This is a genomic window from Amycolatopsis sp. NPDC003865, from assembly GCF_053605345.1.
This window is the reverse complement of the sequence record NZ_JBSGJA010000003.1, coordinates 340,137-364,908: the sequence shown is the minus strand read 5'-3', so window position 1 is coordinate 364,908 and position 24,772 is coordinate 340,137. Positions and strand designations below refer to the sequence as shown.

Annotated in this window: 25 protein-coding genes; 16 read left to right on the top strand and 9 right to left on the bottom strand. The window is 70.6% G+C overall.

What is annotated here, in order from left to right:
- The first annotated feature begins 9 nt into the window (after positions 1-9).
- The gene (locus ACWEVP_RS10370) at positions 10-186 is read left to right on the top strand and encodes a UTRA domain-containing protein (protein WP_452062292.1); all 177 of its coding nucleotides are present in this window, start codon (positions 10-12) and stop codon (positions 184-186) included.
- Positions 183-656: an HIT family protein gene (locus ACWEVP_RS10365; protein WP_452062291.1), complete on the top strand. Its 474-nt coding sequence runs from the start codon at positions 183-185 to the stop codon at positions 654-656. The genes ACWEVP_RS10370 and ACWEVP_RS10365 overlap by 4 nt, the downstream gene beginning before the upstream one ends.
- A 421-nt stretch (positions 657-1,077) precedes the next feature.
- Here the strand turns inward: ACWEVP_RS10365 and ACWEVP_RS10360 are convergent, their stop codons facing one another.
- The gene (locus tag ACWEVP_RS10360) at positions 1,078-1,755 is read right to left on the bottom strand and encodes a TIGR02391 family protein (protein WP_452062290.1); all 678 of its coding nucleotides are present in this window, start codon (positions 1,753-1,755) and stop codon (positions 1,078-1,080) included.
- A gap of 227 nt (positions 1,756-1,982) precedes the next feature.
- Positions 1,983-2,648: a hypothetical protein gene (locus ACWEVP_RS10355; protein WP_452062289.1), complete on the bottom strand. Its 666-nt coding sequence runs from the start codon at positions 2,646-2,648 to the stop codon at positions 1,983-1,985.
- A gap of 147 nt (positions 2,649-2,795) precedes the next feature.
- On the opposite strand from ACWEVP_RS10355, the gene ACWEVP_RS10350 reads away from it, so the two are divergent.
- Together ACWEVP_RS10350 and rfbA are read left to right on the top strand one after the other, a co-directional pair.
- Positions 2,796-3,932, top strand: a complete 1,137-nt coding sequence (locus ACWEVP_RS10350) for a sialidase family protein (RefSeq protein WP_452062288.1) — start codon at positions 2,796-2,798, stop codon at positions 3,930-3,932.
- A gap of 53 nt (positions 3,933-3,985) precedes the next feature.
- A complete protein-coding gene (gene rfbA / locus ACWEVP_RS10345; RefSeq protein WP_452062287.1) occupies positions 3,986-4,861 on the top strand; it encodes a glucose-1-phosphate thymidylyltransferase RfbA in 876 nt (291 codons plus the stop codon).
- Here the strand turns inward: rfbA and ACWEVP_RS10340 are convergent.
- From ACWEVP_RS10340 to htpX, 3 genes are all read right to left on the bottom strand, one after another.
- Complete coding sequence (locus tag ACWEVP_RS10340) at positions 4,858-6,168, bottom strand: NtaA/DmoA family FMN-dependent monooxygenase (protein ID WP_452062286.1); 1,311 nt, start codon at positions 6,166-6,168, stop codon at positions 4,858-4,860. The two genes, rfbA and ACWEVP_RS10340, sit on opposite strands and share 4 nt — an antisense overlap.
- A 1-nt stretch (position 6,169) precedes the next feature.
- Positions 6,170-7,264 carry an LLM class flavin-dependent oxidoreductase gene (locus tag ACWEVP_RS10335; RefSeq protein WP_452062285.1) on the bottom strand — a complete coding sequence of 365 codons (1,095 nt, stop codon included), beginning with the start codon at positions 7,262-7,264 and terminating at the stop codon, positions 6,170-6,172.
- Positions 7,265-7,345: 81 nt separating this feature from the next.
- The gene (htpX, locus tag ACWEVP_RS10330) at positions 7,346-8,197 is read right to left on the bottom strand and encodes a zinc metalloprotease HtpX (RefSeq protein ID WP_452062284.1); all 852 of its coding nucleotides are present in this window, start codon (positions 8,195-8,197) and stop codon (positions 7,346-7,348) included.
- Positions 8,198-8,331: 134 nt separating this feature from the next.
- On the opposite strand from htpX, the gene ACWEVP_RS10325 reads away from it, so the two are divergent.
- The 3 genes from ACWEVP_RS10325 to ACWEVP_RS10315 all read left to right on the top strand — a co-directional run bounded on the left by ACWEVP_RS10325 (position 8,332) and on the right by ACWEVP_RS10315 (position 10,892).
- On the top strand, positions 8,332-9,300 hold the full coding sequence (locus ACWEVP_RS10325) for a YncE family protein (RefSeq protein ID WP_452062283.1): 969 nt from the start codon (positions 8,332-8,334) through the stop codon (positions 9,298-9,300).
- 39 nt (positions 9,301-9,339) lie between these two features.
- Positions 9,340-10,215, top strand: a complete 876-nt coding sequence (locus tag ACWEVP_RS10320; RefSeq protein WP_452062282.1) for an LLM class F420-dependent oxidoreductase — start codon at positions 9,340-9,342, stop codon at positions 10,213-10,215.
- 86 nt (positions 10,216-10,301) lie between these two features.
- Complete coding sequence (locus tag ACWEVP_RS10315) at positions 10,302-10,892, top strand: helix-turn-helix transcriptional regulator (RefSeq protein WP_452062281.1); 591 nt, start codon at positions 10,302-10,304, stop codon at positions 10,890-10,892.
- Here ACWEVP_RS10315 and ACWEVP_RS10310 read toward each other — a convergent pair.
- The 4 genes from ACWEVP_RS10310 to ACWEVP_RS10295 all read right to left on the bottom strand — a co-directional run bounded on the left by ACWEVP_RS10310 (position 10,885) and on the right by ACWEVP_RS10295 (position 15,585).
- Positions 10,885-11,979, bottom strand: a complete 1,095-nt coding sequence (locus ACWEVP_RS10310) for a lanthionine synthetase C family protein (protein WP_452062280.1) — start codon at positions 11,977-11,979, stop codon at positions 10,885-10,887. The genes ACWEVP_RS10315 and ACWEVP_RS10310 overlap by 8 nt on opposite strands.
- On the bottom strand, positions 11,976-14,921 hold the full coding sequence (locus tag ACWEVP_RS10305) for a lantibiotic dehydratase (RefSeq protein WP_452062279.1): 2,946 nt from the start codon (positions 14,919-14,921) through the stop codon (positions 11,976-11,978). Before ACWEVP_RS10305 ends, ACWEVP_RS10310 begins: the two co-directional genes overlap by 4 nt.
- A 67-nt stretch (positions 14,922-14,988) precedes the next feature.
- The gene (locus tag ACWEVP_RS10300) at positions 14,989-15,111 is read right to left on the bottom strand and encodes a hypothetical protein (RefSeq protein WP_452062278.1); all 123 of its coding nucleotides are present in this window, start codon (positions 15,109-15,111) and stop codon (positions 14,989-14,991) included.
- Positions 15,112-15,216: 105 nt separating this feature from the next.
- Positions 15,217-15,585 (bottom strand): YrdB family protein, encoded by a 369-nt coding sequence (locus ACWEVP_RS10295; protein ID WP_452062277.1) that lies wholly within the window; start codon positions 15,583-15,585, stop codon positions 15,217-15,219.
- Positions 15,586-15,784: 199 nt separating this feature from the next.
- Here ACWEVP_RS10295 and ACWEVP_RS10290 point away from each other — a divergent pair, with 199 nt between their 5' ends.
- From ACWEVP_RS10290 to ACWEVP_RS10250, 9 genes are read left to right on the top strand one after another with little or no spacing between them, the layout of a single operon-like run.
- Positions 15,785-17,017 carry a class I SAM-dependent methyltransferase gene (locus ACWEVP_RS10290; protein ID WP_452062276.1) on the top strand — a complete coding sequence of 411 codons (1,233 nt, stop codon included), beginning with the start codon at positions 15,785-15,787 and terminating at the stop codon, positions 17,015-17,017.
- A gap of 1 nt (position 17,018) precedes the next feature.
- The gene (locus ACWEVP_RS10285; protein WP_452062275.1) at positions 17,019-17,810 is read left to right on the top strand and encodes a glucose-1-phosphate cytidylyltransferase; all 792 of its coding nucleotides are present in this window, start codon (positions 17,019-17,021) and stop codon (positions 17,808-17,810) included.
- Positions 17,807-18,454, top strand: coding sequence for a PIG-L deacetylase family protein (locus ACWEVP_RS10280; RefSeq protein WP_452062274.1), 648 nt, complete (start codon positions 17,807-17,809; stop codon positions 18,452-18,454). The genes ACWEVP_RS10285 and ACWEVP_RS10280 overlap by 4 nt, the downstream gene beginning before the upstream one ends.
- A 5-nt stretch (positions 18,455-18,459) precedes the next feature.
- On the top strand, positions 18,460-19,479 hold the full coding sequence (locus ACWEVP_RS10275; RefSeq protein WP_452062273.1) for an NAD-dependent epimerase/dehydratase family protein: 1,020 nt from the start codon (positions 18,460-18,462) through the stop codon (positions 19,477-19,479).
- The gene (locus tag ACWEVP_RS10270) at positions 19,479-20,759 is read left to right on the top strand and encodes a DUF4910 domain-containing protein (RefSeq protein ID WP_452062272.1); all 1,281 of its coding nucleotides are present in this window, start codon (positions 19,479-19,481) and stop codon (positions 20,757-20,759) included. Before ACWEVP_RS10275 ends, ACWEVP_RS10270 begins: the two co-directional genes overlap by 1 nt.
- Positions 20,760-20,764: 5 nt before the next feature.
- Positions 20,765-22,090, top strand: coding sequence for a hypothetical protein (locus ACWEVP_RS10265; RefSeq protein ID WP_452062271.1), 1,326 nt, complete (start codon positions 20,765-20,767; stop codon positions 22,088-22,090).
- Between the two features lie 7 nt (positions 22,091-22,097).
- On the top strand, positions 22,098-23,042 hold the full coding sequence (locus ACWEVP_RS10260) for a glycosyltransferase family 2 protein (protein WP_452062270.1): 945 nt from the start codon (positions 22,098-22,100) through the stop codon (positions 23,040-23,042).
- Positions 23,039-24,223 (top strand): polysaccharide pyruvyl transferase family protein, encoded by a 1,185-nt coding sequence (locus ACWEVP_RS10255; protein ID WP_452062269.1) that lies wholly within the window; start codon positions 23,039-23,041, stop codon positions 24,221-24,223. Before ACWEVP_RS10260 ends, ACWEVP_RS10255 begins: the two co-directional genes overlap by 4 nt.
- Positions 24,220-24,768, top strand: a complete 549-nt coding sequence (locus ACWEVP_RS10250) for a dTDP-4-dehydrorhamnose 3,5-epimerase family protein (protein WP_452062268.1) — start codon at positions 24,220-24,222, stop codon at positions 24,766-24,768. The genes ACWEVP_RS10255 and ACWEVP_RS10250 overlap by 4 nt, the downstream gene beginning before the upstream one ends.
- Positions 24,769-24,772 lie beyond the last annotated feature (4 nt).

The window sequence follows — 24,772 nt, the reverse complement described above, 5'->3', positions numbered from 1 at the left end:
GACCTGCTCATGCCGACCCCGGAGGAGACGGAGCTGCTCAACCTCCACGCGGGCGTGCCGGTGATGCACATGTGGGACGTCGACTACGACAAGGACGGCAGGCCACTGCAGGCCGCTCACGACGTCTACGCGGGCGACAAGCACGAGTTCATCTACGAGTGGAACGAAGGCGACATCCAGCCATGACGAGCGAGTGGCCGCGCAACTGGGCTGACCGGATCAGCGGCAAAGCCTGTGAGATGTGCCAGTCGAAGCGCTTGGACGAGGACACCTACGGTATCCGGATCTTCGAGACGTCGGATGTCGATGCCGTGCTACAGCGAGCCGACATCCAGCGCGGGTACACCCTCATGATCTGGCGTGGCCGTAACGTCGTCGAGCCGTTCGAGCTGAGCGAGTCGGAGGCGCAGGCGCACTGGAAAGCGACCTTGACCGTGGCGAAGGCGCTGGCCTCGTTCTACCGGCCGCTCAAGATGAACTATGAGACGCTTGGGAACACCGTCCCGCATCTCCACACGCACCTACTGCCGCGCTTCGTCGAGGACCCTGCTCCGGGGAGGCCGTTCCCGCTGCTGCCTCAGAGTGGCGACGAAGCCCAGATCGATCCTGCGCAACTCGCCAGCGACGCCGCAGCGCTTCGGACTCTTCTCGGTTGAGCCGCTGCCCGTGAGGCGGAGGCTTGGTGAGAACTTTCTCTACAGGGTCAAGGCGGCCCCTCCGGGGCCGCTCGGCCCCAGCTCTTTGCCCCGGCCAAGCCCTCGCGGGGGCGTGCGGCCTGGCGGCCGGTCCCCCGCGAGTCGGCCGGGGCGCGTGGGCCGAAGGGTTCGGGTAAGCCGCGGATCCGAGAAGAGATGTCCTCGCCGGACGGGCAGGTCTCCGAGATGGCCGGCAGGGCTCGCATGTTGCGTCCGTGATTGGCCAGACGGCATCTCGTCAACCTCCCGGAGGGCTATCACGCCGCGTCAAGGGGGCGGTTTCGGAATTCTGTTACCAGAGCGGAGAGGTGCCCCCTTGACCCGGCGTGATCGGGCTACGCCAGGTCGACGAGATGCCGAGCGGCCACCCACTTGATGTCGTTCACGGGTTCAAACGAGATTCAGCTAAGTCCAATCGACGCATTAGCATACTGGCAAACGCCAGATACTCCAGCGTCTCGGCGTCGTCGACTTCAATCTCTTCCCCGTGACCTCGAGGATTCCGGATCGCAGACATCGCACCCATGAACAGCAACTTGAAGCCATCACGTTCGTCATCCGCATTTCTACCGGTCGACTTCGTGATGTCGAGAGCGCCGCTTGAGAAGACCTTTCCCATAAGCGACTGTCCCGTATCACCACTTCCCGCCAGAGCCTGAACTCTAGCCTCCACCGCCTTGAACGCCTCGAAGATCGCTGAGGAGTAGTGCCTGTCGGCAAACAGAGCGCCAGCAACACGCGAAACGCCGTCGTGCATCCCTGGAAGTTCCACCCTGCGCCTGACGATCTGCGGCCTACTTACGATCAACTCCGTCTCAGCCTCGGCGTGATCAAGCTGACTAGAACCAAATGGAGACTTCAGGAAGTCAATTCGAATCACACGCCGACGCTCTTCCTTTCCATTAGGAAGCGTCCGCACTAATACATCATCGACCTCGACATCGGAATTCAGTGGAAAGTGCGCCTTATCGCGACTTATCAATCCCTTTATGGCAAATTCATTCTCTTCCCCCGAAGGCAACACTCGAAGCACAGTGAAGTTCTCGTTGTAGCGGATCATGCCACTCTGTCGCATCGACTTTGCTTAGCGTTACGAACCAACGGTAAGTCGTTACCAGCCGGGTACAAATCCGGTACAGATGGCACCAACCAGCGACGACAAACGACCACCGTCAACGGGCACAAACCCGCAGCTCAGAGTCCCCACCCCCGCCATCGCCCCAGGCCGGACGCAGTTCACCAACTACCGGTGACCCCGTCGCGGGCACCCGGTCGCCGGGTGCCCGCTCAGGACGGTGTGATCGTCCAGCTGGCCTCGTACCCCTCCACCAGCAGGTACGCCGGCCCCACGACCTCGACCGTCTTCGACAGGTCGCCGATCTCGTTGACCAGCAGGTCGCGGACCTTCTCCGAATGCACCCACACCGCCACGTTGCCGCGCGTCTTGGCCGTGAAAGCCACCGTCCGGACTCCGTCCGGGATCCGGAACACCGCGTCGCCCTTGCCTGAAGCCGTTGCGCCCGGGGCGGCCACCGGCAGGCTTCGGTAGTCCGCGATCGTTGCCGTCCAGGCCGCGTTCGCGTGGATCGTCACCTTTGTCGTCGGGCGGTCCGGTTCCGTGTTCAACCACGTCGTGCCCTTGTACTTGCCGATCGCGTTGACCAGGCCGTACTCGCCGCCGTCCGTGTCGACCATCACGTTCGACGAGCACTTCGGGCAGTCGAACGTGAAGAAGCCCAGCTGGTCCGCCGGCCAGCTCGTCGCGAACTCGCCGTCGCCCTTGCCCGTGTGCGTCTCCGGCGGGACGTCCTTCAGCACCGGGGCCGCCGACGTCGTGGGCGGCGCGACCGGAACCGGAGCCGACGCCGACGTCTCGATCGTGCCGAACCCCGTTGACGACCCGCACCCGGACACCAGGAGCAGCACCGACAGAACAGCCAGCCGAATCTTCATGAGAGCCCCCTCGCAACTACTTCACGTTACCGGTCACCCGAAAGCGCGCAGCAAACCCCTCGAACGCGCGAATGGGCCGTGTGACTGTCCACGAAGGACCCGATGGCCGTGCTGTAATCGCGCGGTCACCGCGTGGAGAGGGTCAGGATGCGCCGCTTGCTCGCCTTCGTGTTGTCACTCACCGTGATCGGTGCGACACTGGCGCCCGCGAGCGCCGCCGAGCGCAAGCTGCTCCTGCCCGGCCTCGGCTCCTACGCCCGGCTGATCCGGCTCGACTACTCGATCTTCGGTCGCGGGCACATCATCGCCTCACTGACCAGCGAAGACGCGGGCGGCAAGTTCACGCCCATCATGGAGAGCACCGACGAGGGCGAGACGTTCCACCAGATCGGCGCCATCCACGACCCCGACGGCCGGTACGGCATGTGCTGCGGCACGATCTACGAGCTGCCGCAGCGGGTCGGCCGGCTCCGCGCCGGCACCCTGCTCTGGGCCGCCTCCTACCGGCAGGACGCCGGGGCGCAGCGGCGCGTCGGCATCAAGGTCTGGGCCAGCCCGGACGGCGGCCGGTCGTGGCGGTTCCTGTCCGAGGCCGCCCGGTCGCACAACATCGACGGCATCTGGGAGCCCGAGTTCACCGTCGACGCCGGCGGCACGCTCTGGCTCCACTTCGCCGACGAGACCCAAGCCCCGAAGTACGCCCAGGTCCTCAACCGCGTCGCCTCGACCGACGGCGTGACGTGGGGCACCAAGCAGCTCACCATGGCCATCCCGCCGGACCGGGTCCGGCCGGGCATGCCGATCATCCGGCGGCTGCCCGACGGCCGGTACTACTTCGCCTACGAGATCTGCAACTTCCGCGACCGCTACTGCGACCCGTACTTCAAGATCTCCCCCGACGGCGCCAACTGGGGCAGCCCCACCGACCCCGGCACCCGCGTGAACACCGCGAACGGCAACTACTTCCAGCACGCGCAGACGATCACGCTCTTCCCCGGCGGCCCGAACGGCGTGCGGATCGTCATGGTCGGCCAGATCTACACCAACGCGAAGGGCCAGCCGCAGCCCGGCAACGGCCAGGTCCTGCTGGCCAACGACGACTTCGGCAGCGGCAACTGGTACGAGCTGCCCGCGCCCGTGCACATCAGCGGCATCCACAACAACTTCTGCCCCAACTACTCCTCGACGCTGCTGCCGGTCGACGACGGCCGCAACGTGCTGGAGATCGCCACCGAGTACAACCTCGGCTGCAAGGCCTACTTCGGCAAGGGACCGGCCTTCTAGCCGCGGACCCGGCCCGTAGGGTGGGGCCGACGCCGGATCCGAGGAGGCAGTTCATGAAGGGCATCGTGCTGGCCGGAGGCAGCGGGACACGCCTGCACCCGATCACCCAGGCGGTGTCGAAGCAGCTGCTGCCGGTCTACGACAAACCGATGGTCTACTACCCGATCTCGGTGCTCATGCTGGCCGGGATCCGCGAGATCCTCGTCATCTCCACCCCCGCCGACCTGCCGATGTTCCGCAAGCTGCTCGGCAACGGCGACCAGTTCGGCGTCTCGTTCTCCTACGCCGAGCAGCCCAGCCCGAACGGGCTCGCCGAGGCCTTCGTGATCGGCGCGGACTTCATCGGCGACGACGACGTGGCCCTCGTGCTCGGCGACAACATCTTCTACGGCCAGGGCTTCTCCGGCCGGTTGCAGACCGCCGTGCGCGAGCTCGACGGCTGTGTCCTGTTCGGCTACCCGGTGAAGGACCCCGAGCGCTACGGCGTCGGCGAGGTCGACGCGGCGGGCAAGCTGCTCACCATCGAGGAGAAGCCGGCCAAGCCGCGGTCCAACAAGGCGATCACCGGGCTGTACTTCTACGACAACCAGGTCGTCGAGATCGCGCAAGCGCTCAAGCCGTCGCCGCGCGGCGAGCTGGAGATCACCGACGTCAACCTCACCTACGTGCGCCAGGACCGGGCGTCGCTGGTCGACCTCGGCCGCGGCTTCGCGTGGCTCGACACCGGCACGCACGACTCGCTGCTCGAAGCGGGCCAGTTCGTGCAGGTGCTGGAGCACCGCACCGGCGTGCGCATCGCGTGCCTGGAGGAGATCGCGCTGCGGATGGGGTTCATCGACGCCGCCGAGTGCTACGCGCTGGGCGAGAAGCTGGCGAAGTCCGGCTACGGCGACTACGTGAAGGCAGTCGCCGTAGCCGCGGGCGCCTAGAAGAGCTGCTCGCGCAGCGTCGTGCCGCTGTACTCGGTGCGGAACACACCCTTTTCCTGCAGGAGCGGCACGACCTTCTCGACGAACTCGTCGAGCCCGGTCGGCGTCAGGTGCGGCACCAGGACGAACCCGTCGGCGGCGTCGGACTGCACGTACTCGTCGATCGTCGACGCGACGGTCGACGGCGTGCCGACGAACTGCTGGCGCGCGGTGACCTCGATCACCAGCTCGCGGATCGAAAGCTTCTTCTCCTCCGCGATCGCCCGCCACTTGCGCGCCAGCGCGAGCTGGTCCTTCTCGTGCCGGACGCGGCCCCAGGTCAGCGGCTCGGCGTCCGGGTCGGGGTCGACCTCCGGCAGCGGGCCGTCGACGTCGTAGTCCGACAGGTCGCGGCTCCACACCTGCTCGAGGAACTGGATCGCGGTGGCCGGCCGGACCTGCTGGAGCCGGATCTCGCGCGCGTGCTCTTCGGCTTCGGCGTCGGTGTCGCCGAGGACGAACGTCGCGGCCGGCATGATCAGCAGCTCGCCGGGCTCGCGGCCGTACGCGGCCAGGCGGCGCTTGACGTCGTGGAAGAACGCCTGGCCGTCTTCGAGGGTGCCGTGCCGGCTGAAGATGACGTCGGCGGCCTTCGCGGCGAACTCGCGGCCCTCGTCGGAGTCACCGGCCTGGATGACGATCGGCTGCCCCTGCGGGGTCCGCGGCAGCGTGAACTGCCCGTGGATGTCGAACTGCGGTCCACTGTGGACGAACTTGCCGGGGTCGCGCGCGAAGACGCCGTTCTCCTTGTCCCCCACCAGCGTTCCCGGCTGCCAGCTGTCCCACAGCTCGCGCACGGTGGTCAGGAACTCTTCCGCGCGCGCGTAGCGGTCTTCGCGCTTGAGGAAGCCGCCGCGGCGGAAGTTCTGGCCGGTCCACGCGTCCGGCGACGTCACGACGTTCCACGCCGCGCGGCCGCCGGAGAGGTGGTCGATGCTCGCGACCTGGCGGGCGACCTCGTAGGGCTCGTTGAACGTCGAGGACAGCGTCCCGGCCAGGCCGAGGTGCGTGGTGACGGCCGACAGCGCGGCCAGCACGGTGGTCGTGTTGGGCCGGCCGACGACGTCGGAGTCGAGGATCTTGCCCGCGTGCTCGCGCAACCGGAGGCCCTCGGCGAGGAAGAGGAAGTCGAACTTGCCGCGCTCGGCGGTGCGGGCGAGGTGTTCGAAGGACGCGAAGTCGATCTGGCTACCCGACGCCGGGTCGCTCCACACCGTCGTGTTGTTGACCCCGGGGAAGTGCGCGGCGAGCTTGATCTGCTTGGTCATCTCAGGCTCCCGGGGTGACGGCGTAGGCGTTGACGGCCCGGCCGAGGCCGAGGTGGTCGCGCAGGGTCGTACCGCGGTAGCCGTCCCGGAACGCGCCGGCCGCGCGCAGCAGCGGGACGACCTCGCCGGCGAGCAGGTCGAGGTCGTCGGGCAGGACGGCGGGCCGCAGGTGGAAGCCGGCGACCCCGGTCTCGGCGGCCCAGCGGGGCAGCTCGGCGGCCAGCTGCGCGGGAGTGCCGACGAAAGAGAGGCCTTCGGGCTCGAACGGCGTCCGCGCGTCCAGCTCGTGCTGCCGGTCGCGGGCGCCCTGCTCGGTCTCGGCGAGCACGATCGACACCGTGGCCAGGACCTTCGCGCCGGGGAACCGGACGGCGGCGGCGCGGACCGCCTCGAGGTGGTCCGCGCGGGTGATGACCACGTCCGCGCCGATCGCGTGCGGCGAATCACCGTAGACCGCGGTCACCGGGTGGCCCTGCGGCGGCCGCGGTGTGATCGACGGGCCTTTCACGCTGAAGAACCGGCCCTCGAAGTCGACGTAGTGCAGCTTCTCGCGGTCGATGAACCGGCCGGTCGCGGCGTCGCGGACGATCGCGTCGTCCTCCCAGCTGTCCCAGAGCCGGCTGATGACGTCGAGGACCTCGCCGGTCTCGGTCTCGCCGTCTTGCGGCGACGGCGCCGGGCGGCGGCCGAAGTGCGCGGCCTCGGCGGCGGTCAGCGAGGGCACGGCGAGCACGCCCGCGCGGCCGCGGCTGGCGTAGTCGAGGGTCGCGACCGACGTCGAGACGTGGAACGGCTCGGTGTGGGTGGTGGTGACCGTCGGGACCAGGCCGATCCGGCTGGTCGCCGGCGCGAGGGCGGACAGCGTGAGCAGCGCGTCCAGGCGCCCGCGCACGACCTCCTCGCCGCCGGGCTGCAAAGCCAGGGAGTCGTCGAGGGTCACGAAGTCGAGCGAAGCGGCTTCGGCGAGCTTCGCGTACTTCAGGTAGTGCCCGGAGGTGAACAGCGCGGCGGGCTCGACCGCGGAGACACGCCACGCGGCCGGGTGGTACCCGGCCCCGTCGATGGCGACGCCCAGGTGCAGCTGTGCGGAGACCATGCCTGCGCAACCCGGCGGGCGGGACCGGGATTCCCGCTCCCACCTGGTGAGAAAGCGGCACTTTCACGTGAAAGTGCGGCCTCAGAACCCGCGGCGGGCCATTTCCTCGAGCCGCGCGATGCGGTCGGCGATCGGCGGGTGCGTCGAGAACAGCCTGCTCAGGCCCTCGCCGGGGCGGAACGGGTTCGCGATCATCAGGTGCGACTGCGACACCAGCTGCGGCTCGGCGACCAGGGGCCGCGCCCGCGTGCCCGCCTCCAGCTTCCGCAGCGCCGAGGCCAGGCCCAGCGGGTCGCCGGTCAGTTCCGCGCCGGACGCGTCGGCCTGGTATTCCCGCGACCGGCTGACCCCCATCCGGATGACGGCGGCCGCGATCGGCCCGACGAAGATCAGCATCAGGCTGACCAGCGGGCTGCCGTCGCGGTTGTTGCCGCCGAAGAACAGCGCGATATTCGCGAGCACGCTGATCACGCTGGCCAGCGCGCCGGCGACGCACGAAATGAGGATGTCGCGGTTGTAGACGTGGGACAGCTCGTGGCCGAGCACGGCCCGCAGCTCGCGCTCGTCGAGCAGGTCGAGGATGCCGGTGGTGCAGCAGACGGCCGCGTGCCGCGGGCTGCGGCCGGTCGCGAACGCGTTCGGCGCGACGGTCGGGCTCAGGTAGAGCTGCGGCATCGGCTGGCGGGCGACCTGCGCGAGCTCGCGCACGATCCGGTACATCGCGGGCTGCTCGACCTCCGACACCGGCCGCGCCCGCATCGCGCGCAGCGCCAGCTTGTCGGAGTTGAAATAGGCGTAGGCGTTCATCCCCAGTGCGATGACCAGGCCGATGACCAGCGCGCCGCGGCCGAAGAGCCCGCTGATCGCGATGATGATCGCCGACAGCAGGCCGAGCAGCACCGCCGTCTTCAGTCCGTTCTGGTGCCCGTGCACGCGCGCTCGCCTCCGTCCGCTCTGGAAGTGGGTTACCCAGTGGAAACAACGCGATCGGGGGACGCGAAGTTCCTTCACGTGATGATGGCGCGGGTTAGGCTCGACGGGCGAGTTGATCACGAGCGGAGGCGCCGATGCGAGGTCGCCCGATAGGCCGGAGGACCCTGTTCGCCCTGGTCACGGCCGGTGCCGGGGCCGTTGTCCTGCCCGGGGTGGCGCGGGCGGAGGACGTCCGGTCGATCGACCTCGGCGGATCCCCGGCCGCGGTCGCGGTGAATCCCGTCACGGGGCTCGCGTACGTCACCGATCCCGAGGCCGGGACGGTGTCGGTGATCGACCCGCGCGGGGCCTCGGTGGGCGCGGTGATCAACGTCGGCGGCGCTCCGGGTGACGTCGCCGTCGACCCCAAGGTCAACCGGGTCTACGTCGCGAACCCGCCGGCCGGGACCGTCGTGGTGCTCGACGGCCGCACCCACGACCTGGTGAGCGTGATCGGCGCGGGAGCGGGCGCGTCCGCGCTGGCCGTGGACGAGCAGGCCAACCGTGTCTACGCGGCCAGCGGCGCCACCGGCACGCTCGCGGTGCTCGACGGCGTCAGCTGCACCCTGTCCGCGCTCGTGCCGGGGCCCCAGCCGAGCTTCGCCGGGATCGCCGTCGACGCCGGCCGCAAGCTCGCCTACTGCGCCAGCACCGGCACGGACTCGGTCGAGGTGTTCTCGATCGACAGCGGGAAGTTCGTCGCCAGCGTGAAGGTCGGCGCGCGGCCGACCGCCGTCGCCGTGCACGCCCAGAGCGGCTCGGTGTACGTGGCGAACTCCGGCATCCACCACATGTCCATTGTGGACTCCGCGACGCACACCGAGCGCAAGACCGTGTTGCTGCGCAGCGAATCCTCCGCGCTGGCCGTGCACCAGGGCTCGAACACGGTGTACACCAACGGCGGCCAGAACGGGCTGAGCCGGGTCGACGGCGCGAGCGGGACCCTGACCGGCGAGCTGGCGCTGGGCATCAACCCCGGCGACGTCGCCGTCGACCAGCGCACGCGCACGGTCTTCGTCACCGATCCCTTGCACGGCAGGGTTTCCCTGGTCCGCGATTTCTGACCCGCGGCTGGGGTAACTCCAGGTATACGGTCGGAAGGTATGAAACTCGGACTGCAGATCCCCGACTTCACCTGGCCGAACGGGGCGTCCGCGCTGGGCGCCGACCTGGCCGCCGTCGTCCGCGCGGGCGACCAGGCGGGCTTCGACTCCATCGCCGTGATGGACCACTTCTTCCAGATCGGCGGGGTGGGCCCCGTCGAAAACGACATGCTCGAGGCGTACACGACCCTGGGCTTCATCGCCGCGCACACCGAGCGCGCGAAGCTGCTCACCGTCGTCACCGGCGTCCTCTACCGGCACCCGGGCCTGCTGGCCAAGGCGATCACGACGCTGGACGTGCTGTCCGGCGGCCGCGCGATCCTCGGCATCGGGGCGGGCTGGAACGAGGACGAGTCCCGCGGGCTCGGCTTCCCGTTCCCGCCGGTCGCGGAGCGCTTCGAGCTGCTGGAGGAGAACCTCCAGTACGTGCTCCAGATGTGGGCCGACGGCGACGTGCCGTTCAAGAGCAAGCACTTCGACGCGGCGCGGCTGCTGAACGTGCCGCAAGCGCTGTCGGACCCGCGTCCGCCGATCATGATCGGCGGCGGTGGCGAGAAGAAGACGCTGCGGCTGGTCGCCAAGTACGCCGACCAGTGCAACCTGTTCAACGGCCCCGAGCTGGAGCGCAAGCTCGACGTCCTCAAGCGGCACTGCGAGAACGAAGGCCGCGACTACGGCTCGATCACCAAGACCGTCTACCACATCCTGGACATCGGCGAAGACGGCTCGAAGTCCGGCGAGCTGCTGCAGGAACTGGAGCGGCTGCACGGGCTCGGCATCGACGTCGCGCTGGGCATGGTCCCGCACGTCCACAACCCGGCCGTGCTGGAGAAGTTCGGCACCGACGTCATCCCGGCCGCCGAGAAGATCGGCTGATCCCGCCGGACAAAAGAACAATCAATTCCCCGCGGATCCCCTGATATCGTTTCTTCGACGTTTCGGGATCCGCGGGGGTGAAAATCATGGAATCACAGGCTCAGCTGATCGCGGTCGCGCCGGCCTGCCTCGGCACCGCGCTTTCGCCGCACGTGTTCGTGCTGGAGAAACAGGACATCCGGCTGATGCTGACGGCGGATCTGAACCGCACCCTGCGCGAACACCGCGGCGCCGTCGCCGCGGTGCCCGCTTTCACCGAAGCCGAGGTATCGGTGATCAGCTCGCTCCGCGCGGCATTTCCCGGCCAAGCCGTGCTCGGGGTCGTCGACGACGTGTCCGGATCCCAGACGTACGCCGCGATGCACGCCGGAGCGCACGGGGTGCTCAACCTCCAGCTGCCCCCGGCCCGCGCGGTGACCGTGATCCACCGGCAGGCCGCGCGCGTCGCGCTGGGCGCGCCCGAAGGCCCCGATGCCGGGCCGGCGTTGAGCGTGAGCGACTTCGCGGTCCTGGAAATGGTGATCGAAGCCCGGTCGACGCGCGAGATGGCCCGGCGGTTCTACTGCTCCGAGCGGACGATGTACCGGCGGCTGCGGGACATCTACGGCCACATCGGGGTCGACGGCCGCCGCGGGCTCCTCGAACTGCTCGCCACTCGCCAACGAGCGTTCAGCTGAACAACAGGACGCGGTCCCACGACGACGCGCCTTCGTAGCCCGCGAACGGCAGCAACGCGCAGGCCACCCCGGCCGCGCCCTCGACGAGCCCGGCCGAGTCGACCGGTACCCCGGATTCGTGGTGCCGGAACAGGAATCGCGCGGAGTCGTCCGCGGCCGCGGCGACGATCAGGGCGACGCGGCCGGCCGCCGCGAGCAGCTCCGGATCGCCGGCGGCGGTGCCGATCCGGTGCACGGCGTGCAGCAGGCCCGCGTACCCGTGGCAGACCGTCGGGCCGTCGAGGTGCCAGCCGGCCTCGGGCCGCCGGACGACCGCGCGCAGGGCGTCGACCGCGAGCCGCCGCCAGGCCGGTTCACCGAGCACGGTCCCGGCCCGGTGCAGGGCCACCGCGACCCCGGGAGTGCCGTAGCACCAAGCGCTTTTGCCCGGGATCGGGGTGTGGCCCGCCCGGGCCGGGAAGTACGGGCCGGCGGCGTCGTGCCCGGCGATGTCAGCCAGCCGGCCGGCGATGCGGTGCATCGCGTCCACCTGGCCGGGCACCAGCCGCCCGCGTTCCGCGGCGAGGGCGAGGAACGCGAGGACCCCGGCGGCACCGTGGGCCATCCCGGCGTCGGCCCCGGGCCGCAGTTCCGTGACCGCCGGCTGGACGAGGGCGTCGAGGGCCGGCGTGACGTCGGCGCCGGCGTCGAGGAGCACGCGCCCGAGCCCGGCGAGGCCGTTGACGACGTCGTAGCCGCCGCGGCGGGCGAGCAGGTGCGCCTGCGCGGCCTCGGCGTAGCCGGTCAGCCGTTCCCGCAACCGCTGGTAGCGGACGGTGCCGGCCGCGCACGTCTGCGCGGCGGCGAGCACCGCGGCCGGGCCTTCGTAGAGCCCAGCCGTCGGCGCGCCGCCCAGCGCGGCGGCCGCGGCCGCGAGGTGCCGGTGGGCCACCGGCACCCAGCGCTCGTCCGCCCGGCCCAGCTCGCCGAACAGCATCGCGACCCCGGGGTGGCCGCGGAAGAGGGACGTCGGCCGCGCGGTGATCGGCCCGGCGTCCGCGAGCCGCCGCGCGGTCTCGGTCACCAGCACCGCGAAGTCCGCGGTCACGTGTGCCGCCGGCGGCCGAGGTGGTCGAGAACCGCGGCGCGCGCGTAGCCGTGCACCCGCCGCTCTCGCTCGACGGGGCCGCCGAACAGCCGGTTGCACGTCATGTGCAGCAGGCTCGCCAGGATGTCCGCGGCGTCGTCCCCCTCCCGGACGAGGTCGCCGTAGCGGCGGACGGCCTCGTCACGCGGGCCCAGCGCTTCGACGACCGCGCGCCCCTCGGCCGTCGCGCGCAGGCCGGGCCAGCCGCCCGCCGGATCCACGACGGACCGCCACCGGACGCGGTTCCGGGCGTATTCGCGGCCCGGCGCGACCGCCGGCAGCCGGTCCGCCGCGTCGAACGCGTAGGCCAGCGCCGCCAGCGACACCGCGGCCAGTTCGTCCAGGGAGAAGCCGGTCCGCCGCTCGAGGTCCAGCAGCCGGAGCGCGAGTTCGCTGTCGGCGTGGAACACCGCCTCCGCCGCCGGCATCGCCGACGGGCCCCCGTAGCGCTCCAGCTCCGGCTCGTGGCTCGCCACCAGCCAGTCGCCGATCAGCCGCTGGTCCGTCCACTCGCCGAGGCGGGCCGCGAGCCGGGGGAACACCGACGGCCACAGCGTCGCCGGGTCGCCGTGGAACCGCAGCCGCAGCACCGGGTCCGGCTCCGCGTAGCGGACGAAGTACCAGGGCAGGCCGGCCTCGGCGGCCAGCACCGGCAGCCGGTCGCGCACGACGTCCGGACGCGGTGCGAAGACCTTGACGTAGAGCCATTCCCCGCCCGGGTGGTACCGGCGGCGGCCCGGCACCGGCCGGGGTGGCGGCGCGGTCGGCACCGGCGTCCGGCGGCTGAGCCCGACAACGACTTCGGCGGTCCGGCCGCCCAGCCAGCCGCCCGGGTCGAAGCACTCCGTGACGACCAGGCCGGCGTCCTTGCGCAGTTCGTCGCGCAGGATCGCCAGGTGCCAGGGGTCGTCCAGGTCGAGCACCAGCCGCTGGTCCCGGCTGCGCGCCACGACCCGGTCCGGCACCCGCCACGCCGTCCGCCAGCGGTCGACCGCACCCGGCCAGACGTCGTCAGGCAGGTCGCGCAGCGCGTCCAGCCGCCACACCGCCGGGCTCAGCACCGTGCGCCGGTAGCGCACGCGCGGCAGGTACGGTCCGGCCAGCGCGCTCCCCCAGTCCCACGGCTCCCACTTGCGCGTGCCGGCCAGCCCGGCGTCGTGCAGGAACCGGACGACGTTCGGCGCCTGGTCCTCGAGCCGCAGCATGCTGTGGACCACCGGCAGCAGCTCGGTCCCGGTCGGGACGTGCACGATCATCACCCGGTCGCCGTCGACCCCGACGGCGAGGTCGGCCGGGTCGATCGTGTCGCCGGGGAGGCCGACCGCGATCCGCCGTCCGGTGTGCGCGGGGGTGTTGACGACGTTTGCGCCGCGCCCATCGCGTGGCTGGTAAGCCAGGGTCACGGGCACGAGCGGAGCCAGCTCACGGGCCGCCGTGGCCGCCTCCTCGCGCAACGCGGCGTCCAGCTCGGGAAGCAGCCCGGCGAACCGGCTCGCGGTGGCCGCGGGCTGGCAGGACCCGTGGCTCGGCGCGGTGACCAGCCGGAACTCGCCGGCGGCGAGATCTTCGTGGGAAGCCGCGCACAGCTGGAAGCAGTACTCGCCGAACCGGGTGACCTGGGCCGGGCCGCCCTCGCCGGCCAGGGCATCGACGGTCTCGTCGTCGAGCAGGATCTCGCGCTCGCCGTCCCGGACCGCCTCGGCCAGCAGCGCCGCCACCCGGCGGTCCCGGGCGGTCCGCTCGAGCGGCTGCTCCGGCGGCTCCGGCCGCGCGGCCGGCCACCGGTAGCCCGCCGGGGCGCCGATTCCGGCGGTCTCGTCGAGGGCCTCCAGCAACGGGACCAGCCGTCCGGCGCCGTACCGCTCGGTGAACCGCGACCGCCAGCCGGCGAGGGTGGTCCGGGGCGGCGACATCCGCCACATCGCGGTGACCGCGGCCGCGGCTTCGGCGCGGACGTCCTCGGGCAACCGGACGCTCAGGCCGGCCCGGGTGTCGACGTGCACCGGGTTTTCGTGCGGGCGCACGGCTCGCGCGAGGGCGACGAGGCGGCGCAGCTCGGCGGCCCCTTCGCCGATCGGCCGCTTGTCGTAGGCGTCACGCGCTTCGGCGACGGCGGCGAGGGCCGCGCGCAACGGGACGTCCGCGCCTCGGCGTTCGGCCGTGGCCAGCACGGTGAGCACGTGGGTGAGCGGGTCGCCGCCGTCCAGCGGCGGGCGCAGCGACGTCAGCAGCAGGCCCCGGCGCACCAGCTCGGTGACGAGCCCGAGGACCCGGGCGGCCGGAGCTCGCACTCCGGCGACGACGTCCGCGACGGGCCGTGCCGACCGCGTGGCGGCGAGCACGGCTTCGACCGCCGGGGTGTACCGCACCGAGACGGTCCCGGAGGGCGTGTCGAGGTGCAGCCGGTCACCGCGGCGGAAGATCGTGCCATGTGCCTGGACGTCGAGGTGGGGCAGCAGGCCGGGCTCCGGTTCGGCCGCTTCGACGACCTCCCGCAGCCAGCCGAGGTCGAGCCGGGTCCGCGTGCGCGCCGGCCCGTCGTGCTCCACCTTGGGCGCGGTGTCGAAGCGGCCGGCGGACACCCCGGCGAAGAGCCCGAACGGGGTCGGCCGCGTCCGCGCCCGGAGGTCGTACTTGAGCACGGCGAGGGCGGCCCGCCGCAGCTGGGCCGGCTTGCGCGCGGCGAGCCGGCCGGCCCGCGCGTCCGCCAGGACCGCGGCGAGGCTCGGGCTGGCGATTTCGATCGCCTCCGCCAGCGCGGCCCGGTCCGCGGCCGCTCGCAGGATTTCGCGGCACGCTTCGGGATCCGCGCCGCGGGGTGCCGCCGGGAGTGGCGCGCCCGCGGGGTGCGACGGCGTGCGGACGACGAAAACGTCGTGCACGCGGAAGATCTCGTCGTCCATTTCCGGCCTCCGATGAAAACGGGGGCGGAAAACCGGAGCTACGCCGGTTTTCCGCCCCCCGTGGTGCTCAGAAGGACGAGCAGCAGTCGGTGCCGAGGATCCAGACCACGGTGTCCGGGTTGAACTCCGCCTGCACGTCGAGGTCGAAGTCGTCCGGCACGACCTGCATTTCTCCGGTTGCGTTCTGCATGATTCCGCTCCTGTCCGTGGGTTTCGGGGTGCTCACCCAGTAAATGGGCGGACCCGCGGCCGTAGCAATCGAAGAGAGGCAGGTTGGCAGTGATGGCAGGGCCGGTCAGCCGTCCTTGGCCACGACCCGGGTCAGCGCCGCGATGCCGATGCCGGCGACCGCGAGCACGATCCCGGTGATCGGGTAGCCGACCAGCACGAGGACCACCCCGGTGGCCGCGAACAGGGCGAACTCCACCAGGAAGCGGGCCGGTTCCGGCAGCCGGCGGCGGGCGCGCGGGGCGATGAACAGGCCCCAGATCGCGGCCGCCACGAGCGGCAGCAGGACCGCGTCGACGATCGCCAGCGCCACCCCGCTGCCGAGCTGGGTGCCGGCCAGTGCCAAGCCGCCCAGCAGGGCCAGCTCGGTGAGGAAGCGGACCGTCAGCACCACACCCGCGACCCCGCTCAGGCGGGGACCCGTTTCCGAAGTCATCGGGCCAGCCTAGGGGCCGGGTCCACAGTGGACGTTACGGGTCCGGACGGGTACCGTCCGTGATCTCTGCCACATTCCGCCGAACCAGGTTGCGGTTCCGAATCGGTCCACCACGGGCTCACGCGTCGCTGTAACGACGATCCACCCCTGCTCGACGTGTTAAGCGCACATCGCGACCGCGAGCCAAGGAGCCTGGTAGATGACCACATGTCGACTCTGCGGTTCGACAAACACGGCCAGCGTGGTGGACCTCGGGGCCACTCCCCCGTGTGAGCGATTCTTGACCGCCGAACAGCTCGACGAGCCGGAAGCCACCTTCCCGCTCCACCTCAAGGTGTGCACCGACTGCTGGCTCGCCCAGATCCCGCCGCTGATCGACCCCGACGACACGTTCACCGAGTACGCCTACTTCTCGTCGTTCTCGACGTCGTGGGTCGAACACGCGAAGCGGTTCGTCGACGGCGCGGTCGAGCGGCTGGGGCTCGGCGAGAAGTCGTTCGTCGTCGAGGTCGCCAGCAACGACGGCTACCTGCTCAAGCACGTCGTGGGCCACGGCATCCGGTGTCTGGGCGTCGAACCTTCGGTGAACGTCGGGCAGGCGGCGCGCGACGCCGGCGTGCCCACCCTGACGGCCTTCCTGTCGGAGGAAACCGGCCTGAAGGTGCGCGAGGAGCACGGCCCGGCCGATCTCGTCGCCGCGAACAACGTCTACGCGCACATCCCCGACGTCCTCGGCTTCACCAAGGGCCTGCGCGCCCTGGTCGCGGACGACGGCTGGGTCTCCATCGAGGTCCAGCACCTGCTCACGCTGATCGAGAAGAACCAGTACGACACGATCTACCACGAGCACTTCCAGTACTACACGGTCGAATCCGCGCGCCGGGCCCTCGCGACCGGCGGCCTGACCGTGGTCGACGTCGAGCTCCTGCCGACGCACGGCGGGTCGATCCGGCTGTGGGCGCGTCCCGACGGGGTGGCGGGCGAGCCCAGCGAGCGGATGACCGACGTGCTGGAGCGGGAGAAGTCCGCCGGGCTGCACGAGCTGTCCGGGTACACCGAGTTCGCCGAGCGCGTCACCCGCGTGCGGCTGGACCTGCTGAAGTTCCTCATCGAGGCGCGGGGCGACGGCAAGACCGTCGTCGGCTACGGCGCCCCGGGCAAGGGCAACACCCTGCTGAACCACTGCGGCATCCGGACGGACCTGCTGCAGTACACGGTCGACCGCAACCCGTACAAGCACGGCCGGTTCACCCCGGGCACGCGCATCCCGGTGCTGCCCCCGGAACGGATCGAAGCGGACCGGCCCGACTACGTGCTCGTCCTCCCGTGGAACCTCCGGGAGGAGCTGACCGAACAGCTTTCGTTCGTGGGTGCGTGGGGCGGAAAGCTCGTGTTCCCCATCCCCCACCTGGAAATCGTCGAGGTGCAGTGAAGTGAAGGTCGTCCTCTTCTGCGGTGGCTACGGGATGCGGATGCGCAACGGCGCGGCCGACGACGTCCCGAAGCCGATGGCGATGGTCGGTCCGAGACCGCTCATCTGGCACGTGATGCGCTACTACGCGCACTTCGGCCACACCGAGTTCATCCTGTGCCTCGGTTACGGCGCGGCGCACATCAAGAACTTCTTCCTGTCGTACGAAGAAACGATTTCGAACGACTTCGTCCTCCGCGGCGGCAAGGCCGAGCTGCTCTCGACCGACATCGCCGACTGGACGATCACGTTCGTGCAGACCGGGATCGAGTCGCCGATCGGCGAGCGCCTGCGTCGCGTCCGCGAGTACCTGGACGGCGACGAGATGTTCCTCGCGAACTACGCCGACGTCCTGTCCGACGTCCCGCTGCCCGACATGATCGAGCGGTTCTCGAACTCCGACGCGGGCGCGTCGATGATGGTCGTGCCGCCGCAGTCGTCGTTCCACTGCGTGGAGATGGACGAAGGCGGCAAGGTCGGGTCGATCACCGCCGTGAGCGAAATGCCGCTGTGGGAAAACGGCGGATACTTCGTGCTGCGGCAGGAAGTCTTCGACCACATCCCGGAAAACGGCGACCTGGTCGCCGACGGCTGCGCCGAGCTGGCCAAGCGCGGCCGTCTGCTGGCCTACCCGTACCGCGGCTTCTGGAAGCCGACGGACACGGTCAAGGAGCGCGCGGCCCTCGACAACGCCTACACCCACGGCGACCGGCCATGGGCGCTCTGGGAGCGCCCCGCGGCGAGCATCGCGTGATCGGGCTGCGGCCGGGCCGGCTCGGCGGCGTCGTCGCACTCGGCGCGCACTGCGACGACATCGCGATCGGCGCCGGCGGCACCCTGCTGACGCTGTGCACGTCCCGGCCCGGCCTGCGGGTCGACGCCCTGGTCCTCTCCGGCGGCGGGACGCCTCGCGAGGACGAGGAGCGGGCGGCGCTGGCGGCGTTCTGCCCGGGCGCCGAGCTCGACGTCACGGTGCTGAAGCTGCCGGACGGGCGGTTCCCGGCGCACTGGGAAGAGGCCAAGAACGCGCTTGAGGAACTGCGGCGGCGGGCCGACCCGGACGTCATCCTGGCGCCCCGGACCGACGACGCCCACCAGGACCACCGCGGCCTGGCCAAGCTGGTGCCGACGGCGTTCCGCGACCACCTGGCGCTGGGCTACGAGATCGTCAAATGGGACGGCGACCTCGGCGCCCCCTCGGTGTACCAGCCGCTCGACGACGACGTCGCCGAAGAGAAGGTCCGGCTGCTGCAGGAGCACTACGCGTCGCAGCGGCACCGCGGCTGGTACGACCGCGAGGCGTTCCTGGGGCTGGCCCGGATCCGCGGCATCGAGGCCGCCGCGAAGTACGCCGAAGCGTTCTTCGTCAAGAAACTCACTCTCGATCTGAAGGGCTGAATCCGATGCGGGTGTTGCTGACGGGGCACAAGGGCTACCTGGGGACGGTGATGGCCCCGGTGCTCGCCGCCGCCGGCCACGAGGTCTTCGGCCTGGACTCCGGGCTGTTCGAGGACTGCCTGCTCGGGCCCGCCCCGGCCGACCCGGCCGGGCACGTCGTCGACCTGCGGGACGTCAACGCTTCTCATGTCGAAGGCTTCGACGCGGTCATCCACTTGGCGGCGCTGTCGAACGACCCGCTGGGCTCGCTCGCGCCGGAGCTGACCTACGACATCAACCACCACGCGTCGGTGAAGCTCGCGAAGCTGGCGAAGGAGGCCGGCGTGCAGCGGTACCTCTACGCGTCGACCTGCTCGGTGTACGGCGCGGGCGGCGACAACCTCGTCGACGAGGACGCCCCGCTGCGGCCGGTGACCCCGTACGCGGAGTCGAAGGTGCGCGTCGAGGCCGACGTCCACGAGCTCGCCGACGACGACTTCACCCCGGTGTACATGCGCAACGCGACGGCGTTCGGCTACTCGCCCCGGCTGCGCGGCGACATCGTGCTGAACAACCTGACCGCGCACGCGCACCTGTCCGGCGAGGTCCTGGTGCTCTCGGACGGCACTCCGTGGCGGCCGCTGGTGCACGCCCAGGACATCGCGCGCGCGTTCACGGCGGCCCTGACGGCGCCCAAGGAGGCCGTGCACAACAAGGCCTTCAACATCGGCACCGAGGACAACAACGTCACCGTCGCCGAGATCGCCCAGGAGGTCGTCGAGGCCGTGCCGGGCTCGACGCTGAACATCACCGGCGAGGCCGGCGCCGACCCGCGCTCCTACCGCGTCGACTTCTCGCGCTTCCGCGCGGCCGTCCCCGGCTTCGCCTGCGAGTGGTCGGTCAAGGACGGCGCCGTCGAGCTCATCGAGGCCTACCGCAAGTTCGGGCTCACGCGGGAGTCGTTCCAGCAGCTGTTCACCCGCCTCGCGTGGCTGAAGAGCGAAGGCGAAGCCGGCCGCGTCGACGACACCCTGCGGCGGCGGTAGTGCCGGGCCCGCAGCTGCGAACGGGGGCGGAGCTGCACGCCCTGGTGGAACGGCTGTACCCGATCTGCCGCAGCATCACCGGCGACGGCGTGCGGCAGACCCTGGACATCATCGGCGAGCACATCGCGCTGGAGCGGCACGAGGTTCCGACCGGCACCGCGGTGCTGGACTGGACGATCCCGCAGGAGTGGAACATCCGGGACGCGTACGTCGCCGCTCCGGACGGCTCGCGGGTGATCGACTTCCAGGAGCTGAACCTGCACGTCGTCGGGTACAGCGTGCCGGTGCGCCGGCGGATGCCCCTGAGCGAGCTGCGGGAGCACCTGCACACGCTGCCGGACCAGCCGTCGTGGGTGCCCTACCGGACCAGCTACTACGCCCCGGCCTGGGGCTTCTGCCTGGCGCAGGAGAAGCTCGACGCGCTGCCCGACGGCGAGTACGACGTCGTCATCGACTCGACCCTCGCCGACGGCTCGCTGACCTACGGCGAGCACGTCGTCCCGGGGCGCGTCACCGACGAGGTCATCGTGTCCTGCCACGTCTGCCACCCGTCGCTGGCCAACGACAACCTCGCCGGCATCGCGGTGGCGATCTCGCTCGCCCAGCAGCTCGCTCTCGCGCAGCCGCACTACACCTACCGGTTCCTGTTCATGCCGGGGACGATCGGCTCGATCACGTGGCTGGCGCGCAACGCTTCCCGGATCGAGAAGGTCAAGCACGGCCTGGTGCTGGCGTGCGCGGGCGACCCGGGATCGCTGACGTACAAGAAGTCCCGCCGCGGCGACGCCGAGATCGACCTCGTGCTGCAGCACGTCCTGCGGTCGCGGGAGCACCGAGTCGTCGACTTCTCGCCGTACGGCTACGACGAGCGCCAGTTCTGCTCGCCGGGCTTCAACCTCGGCGTCGGCTCGCTGACCCGCACGCCGTACGCGGGCTACCCCGAGTACCACACCTCGGCCGACAACCCGGGCTTCGTGTCGCCCGCGGCCATGGAGGACACGCTGGGTGTCCTGAAGGACGCGTTCGGCGTCCTGGACCGCAACCGCCGGTACGTCAACCTCAGCCCGTACGGCGAGCCGCAGCTCGGCAAGCGCGGGCTGTACGACTCCCTCGGCGGCCGCAGCGACGCCAAGCAGGCCCAGATGGCGATGCTGTGGGTGCTCAACCTGTCCGACGGCGAGCACTCCCTCCTCGACATCGCCGAGCGCGCCGGGCTGCCGTTCGAGATCGTCGACGTCGCGGCGCGTGCGCTCCACGACGCCGGCCTGGTCAAGGAGTGAGCGACGTGGCCAACCATCGCCGTGCGCCGCGCTCGATCTTCCGGTCGGGCGCGGTGCGCGCGATGGCCGGACGGTTGAGCTGGGGCCTCGGCGACCAGGCGGTGTCCAGCTTGACCAACTTCGCGGTCGGGCTGTACGTGGCCCGCTCGCTCGGCACGTTCGCGTTCGGCATCTTCAGCCTCGTCTGGGTCACCTACGGCGTGGTGCTGAACGTCTCGCGCGGCCTGGCCACCGACCCGCTGATGGTGCGCTTCAGCGCGGTGCCGGTGGACCGCTGGCGCCTGGGGGTCGCCAGCGCGTCCGGCACGGCCATCGGCGTCGGCGTCGCGACCGGGCTGGTCAGCCTGGTCGCCGGGCTGGCCGCGGGCGGCCCGCTCGGCAACGCGTTCGTCGCGCTCGCCGTCGTGCTGCCGGGCCTGCTGCTGCAGGACGCGTGGCGGTTCGCGTTCTTCGCCCGCGGCGAGGGCAAGAAGGCGTTCTTCAACGACTGCGTGTGGGGTGTGGCGCTCGTCCCGGCGCTGTACATCGCCGCTCAGGTCCACACGGTGGTCGCGTTCGTCCTGGCCTGGGGCCTCTCCGGCGCGGCCGCGGCCGGCTACGGCTGGTTCCAGACCGGCATCCTGCCCCACCCCCGCGAGGCACTGGGCTGGTTCCGGCGGCAACGCGACCTGAGCGTCCGCTACCTGGTCGAAAACGTCAGCAACAGCGGCGCGTCCCAGCTGCGCGCATACGGTCTCGGCGCCATCGCCGGGATCACCGCGGTCGGCGCGGTCCGCGGCGCCGAGCAGTTGCTCGGCCCGTTCCTGGCCCTGCTCATGGGGCTGTCCCTGGTCACCGTCGCCGAGGGCGCGCGGGTGCTTCAGCGGGCGCCGCACCGGCTGAAGCACTTCTGCGTGATCCTCGGCGGCGGCCAGGCCGCGGCCGCGCTCTGCTGGGGCCTCGGCCTCCTGCTCCTCCTGCCCGACAGCGCCGGCCGCTGGGTGATGGGCTCGGTGTGGGACTCCTCGTCCCCGCTGATCCTCCCGGTCACCCTCGCCGTGGTCGGCGCGAGCTTCGCCACCGGCGCGGCGGCCGGCCTCCGCGCGCTCGGCGCCGCCCCGCGCAGCCTGCGTTCCCAGCTGATCGCCTCCCTGTTCTACGTCACGTTCGGCATCGCCGGCGCGTTCCTCGGCGGCGCGGCCGGGTCCGCGTGGGGCGTCGCGACCGCGACGCTCAGCGGGTCCGTCGTCTGGTGGCTGCAGCTGCGGGCCGGGCTGCGCGACTACGTGCCGCCGGGTGCCGACGAGCCGACCGTGGTCTTCGAAGCGATCAAAGAGCCGATCAAGGAATGAGGACTCCATGACCACCGTCCCGCGGCTGAGCCTCGGCCTCCCGGTGTACAACGGCGAGGAGTACCTCGCCGAGTCGCTGGACGCCCTGCTCGGCCAGACCTACGAAGACTTCGAGCTGATCATCTCGGACAACGCCTCCACCGACGGCACCGACGAGATCTGCCGCCGCTACGCCGAGAAGGACTCCCGGATCCGCTACGTCCGGCAGCCGAAGAACATCGGCGCGACGCCGAACCACAACTTCGTGTTCGACGTCTCCCGCACCGAGCTCTTCAAGTGGGTCTCCCACGACGACCTCTACGCCCGCGACCTGCTCAAGCGGTGCGTCGAGGCGCTCGACGAGCGTCCGGACATCATCCTGGCCCACTGCGACCAGGCGATCATCGACGGCGACGGCCGCATCGTCCAGCCCCTCGAGTACACGCTGAACACGGCGTCCCCGCACGCGCCGGACCGCTTCCGCAGCATCCTGTTCGAGCCGGGCGGCGACGACTTCTACGGCGTCATCCGCGCCGACGTCCTCCGCCGCGTCAAGCCGCTCGACAGCTACCACCACGCCGACCGGACGTACTCGGCCGAGATGGCCCTGCACGGCCCGTTCCACCAGGTGCCCGAGCTGCTCTACTTCCGCCGCGACCACCCGGGCCGCGCGGAACGGGCCAACCCGACCATCCGGAGCCGGTGCGCGAATCTGGACCCGCGGCGCGCGAACCGGCTCCGGAATCCCACCGTCCGCCTGCTCGGCGAGTACGTGTACGGGTTCGCCGACCTCATCCGCCGCGCGCCGATCTCGGCCGCCGACAAGCGCGAGTGCTTCGGGCACCTCGGCGCCTGGCTGACGAACCGGGCCCGCTCCGGCCACGGCGAGCGCGTCGAGGACCGCGCGCCGACCGCCTCCGACGTCGCCACGGTCAACGAGATCGTGGCCGGCCGGGAAGGCAGGCTCGCGTGAAGCGTGCCCCGCGCGTCGGCGTCTTCGGCCTCCTCGGTTCGGGGAACCTCGGCAACGACGGTTCCCTCGAAGCCGTGCTCGGCTACCTGCGCGCCGAGTACCCGGACGCGGTCCTGACCGGCCTGGTGGGCGGCCCGGACATCGTTCGCGAGCGGTACGGCGTCGACACCACGCCCCTGCACTGGAACCAGGCCGAATACGAGACGGCGTCCGGCCTCCGGTCTATCGTCCTGAAGGGACTCGGCAAGCTGGTCGACGTCGGCCGCACGGCCGCCTGGGTCCGCAAGCAGGACGTCGTCATCGTGCCCGGCATGGGCGTCCTCGAAGCGACGCTTCCGTTGCGTCCGTGGGGTTTCCCGTATTCGCTCTTCCTCCTTTCCGCCACCGGGCGCCTGTTCGGCACCAAGGTGGCCCTCGTGTGCGTGGGCGCGAACCACATCAGCGCGCGGGCGACCCGGACGCTGGTCCGCTGGGCCGGCCGCCTCGCGGCCTACCGGTCCTACCGGGACGACATCTCCCGTGACGCCATGCGCGCCATGGGTGTCGACACCAGCCGCGACGAGGTCTACCCGGACCTCGCTTTCTCCCTCCCCACCCCGGACGCCGACGGCAAGCCGGGCACCGTCGGCGTCGGCGTGATGGCCTACTACGGCGGCAACGACGACCGCGCCGACGGCGACCGCATCTACCGCCACTACGTGGACACGATGAACCGTTTCGTCGCGTGGCTCGTTGACCAGGGCAGACCCGTCCGGCTGTTCATCGGTGACCGGATCGACCGGCAGGTCGTCGACGAGATCATCGAGAAGACCGCTTCCCCGCTGGTGACGGCGGCTTCGGCGGAGACCCTGGACGAGCTGATGCACGAGATGGCGGCGGTGGACAGCGTGGTGGCCACGCGCTACCACAACGTGCTCTGCGCCCTGAAGGTCGCGAAACCGACCGTCGCGATCGGGTACGCGCCGAAGAACGACGTGCTGATGGCGGAACTGGGGCTCGACGGCTTCACCCAGCGGGCGAAGGACGTCGACTACGACCGGCTCGTCGAACAATTCACCGAACTGGAGAACCGTTCGGCGGAACTTCGCCAAACGCTCCGGGAACGGAACGAGATGAACGCGCAACGGCTCAAGGACCAGTTCGCCGCCCTTTCGGCGGCCCTCTTCGGGGGTGGGCGATGAAGGCCATTCCGGTGCCCGAGATCGAGGGCGCGTACCTGTTCGAGCCGACCCCGCACGCGGACCAGCGCGGCTTCTTCAGCCGGACGTTCGACCGCGACGTCGTGGCGTCGGTCGGCATCGACCCGGACGGCTTCGCCCAGGACAGCCTTTCCCGCTCCCGCAAGGGAGTCGTCCGCGGGATGCACCTGCGCGGCGGGGCCGGCGAGGCGAAGCTGGTGCGGTGCTCCCACGGCGCGATCTTCGACGTCGTGGTGGATCTCCGACCGGATTCGCCGACGTTCCGCAATGTCAAAACCTTCGAACTCTCCGGTGAGACGCAGGTTTCGGTGTACATCCCCGCGGGGTGCGCGCACGGATTCCAGTCGCTCACGGATCCTTCGGATGTTGCGTACCGTATCGATCGGGCGCACAATCCGTCCGAAGACATCACAATTTCGTACAAAGACCCTGAATTGGACATTTCGTGGCCACTGTCGGTCACAATGGTCAGTGACCGAGACCAACGTGCGCCGTCTCTCCAAGAGGCGTTGAAACCAACGAGGTGAGCCA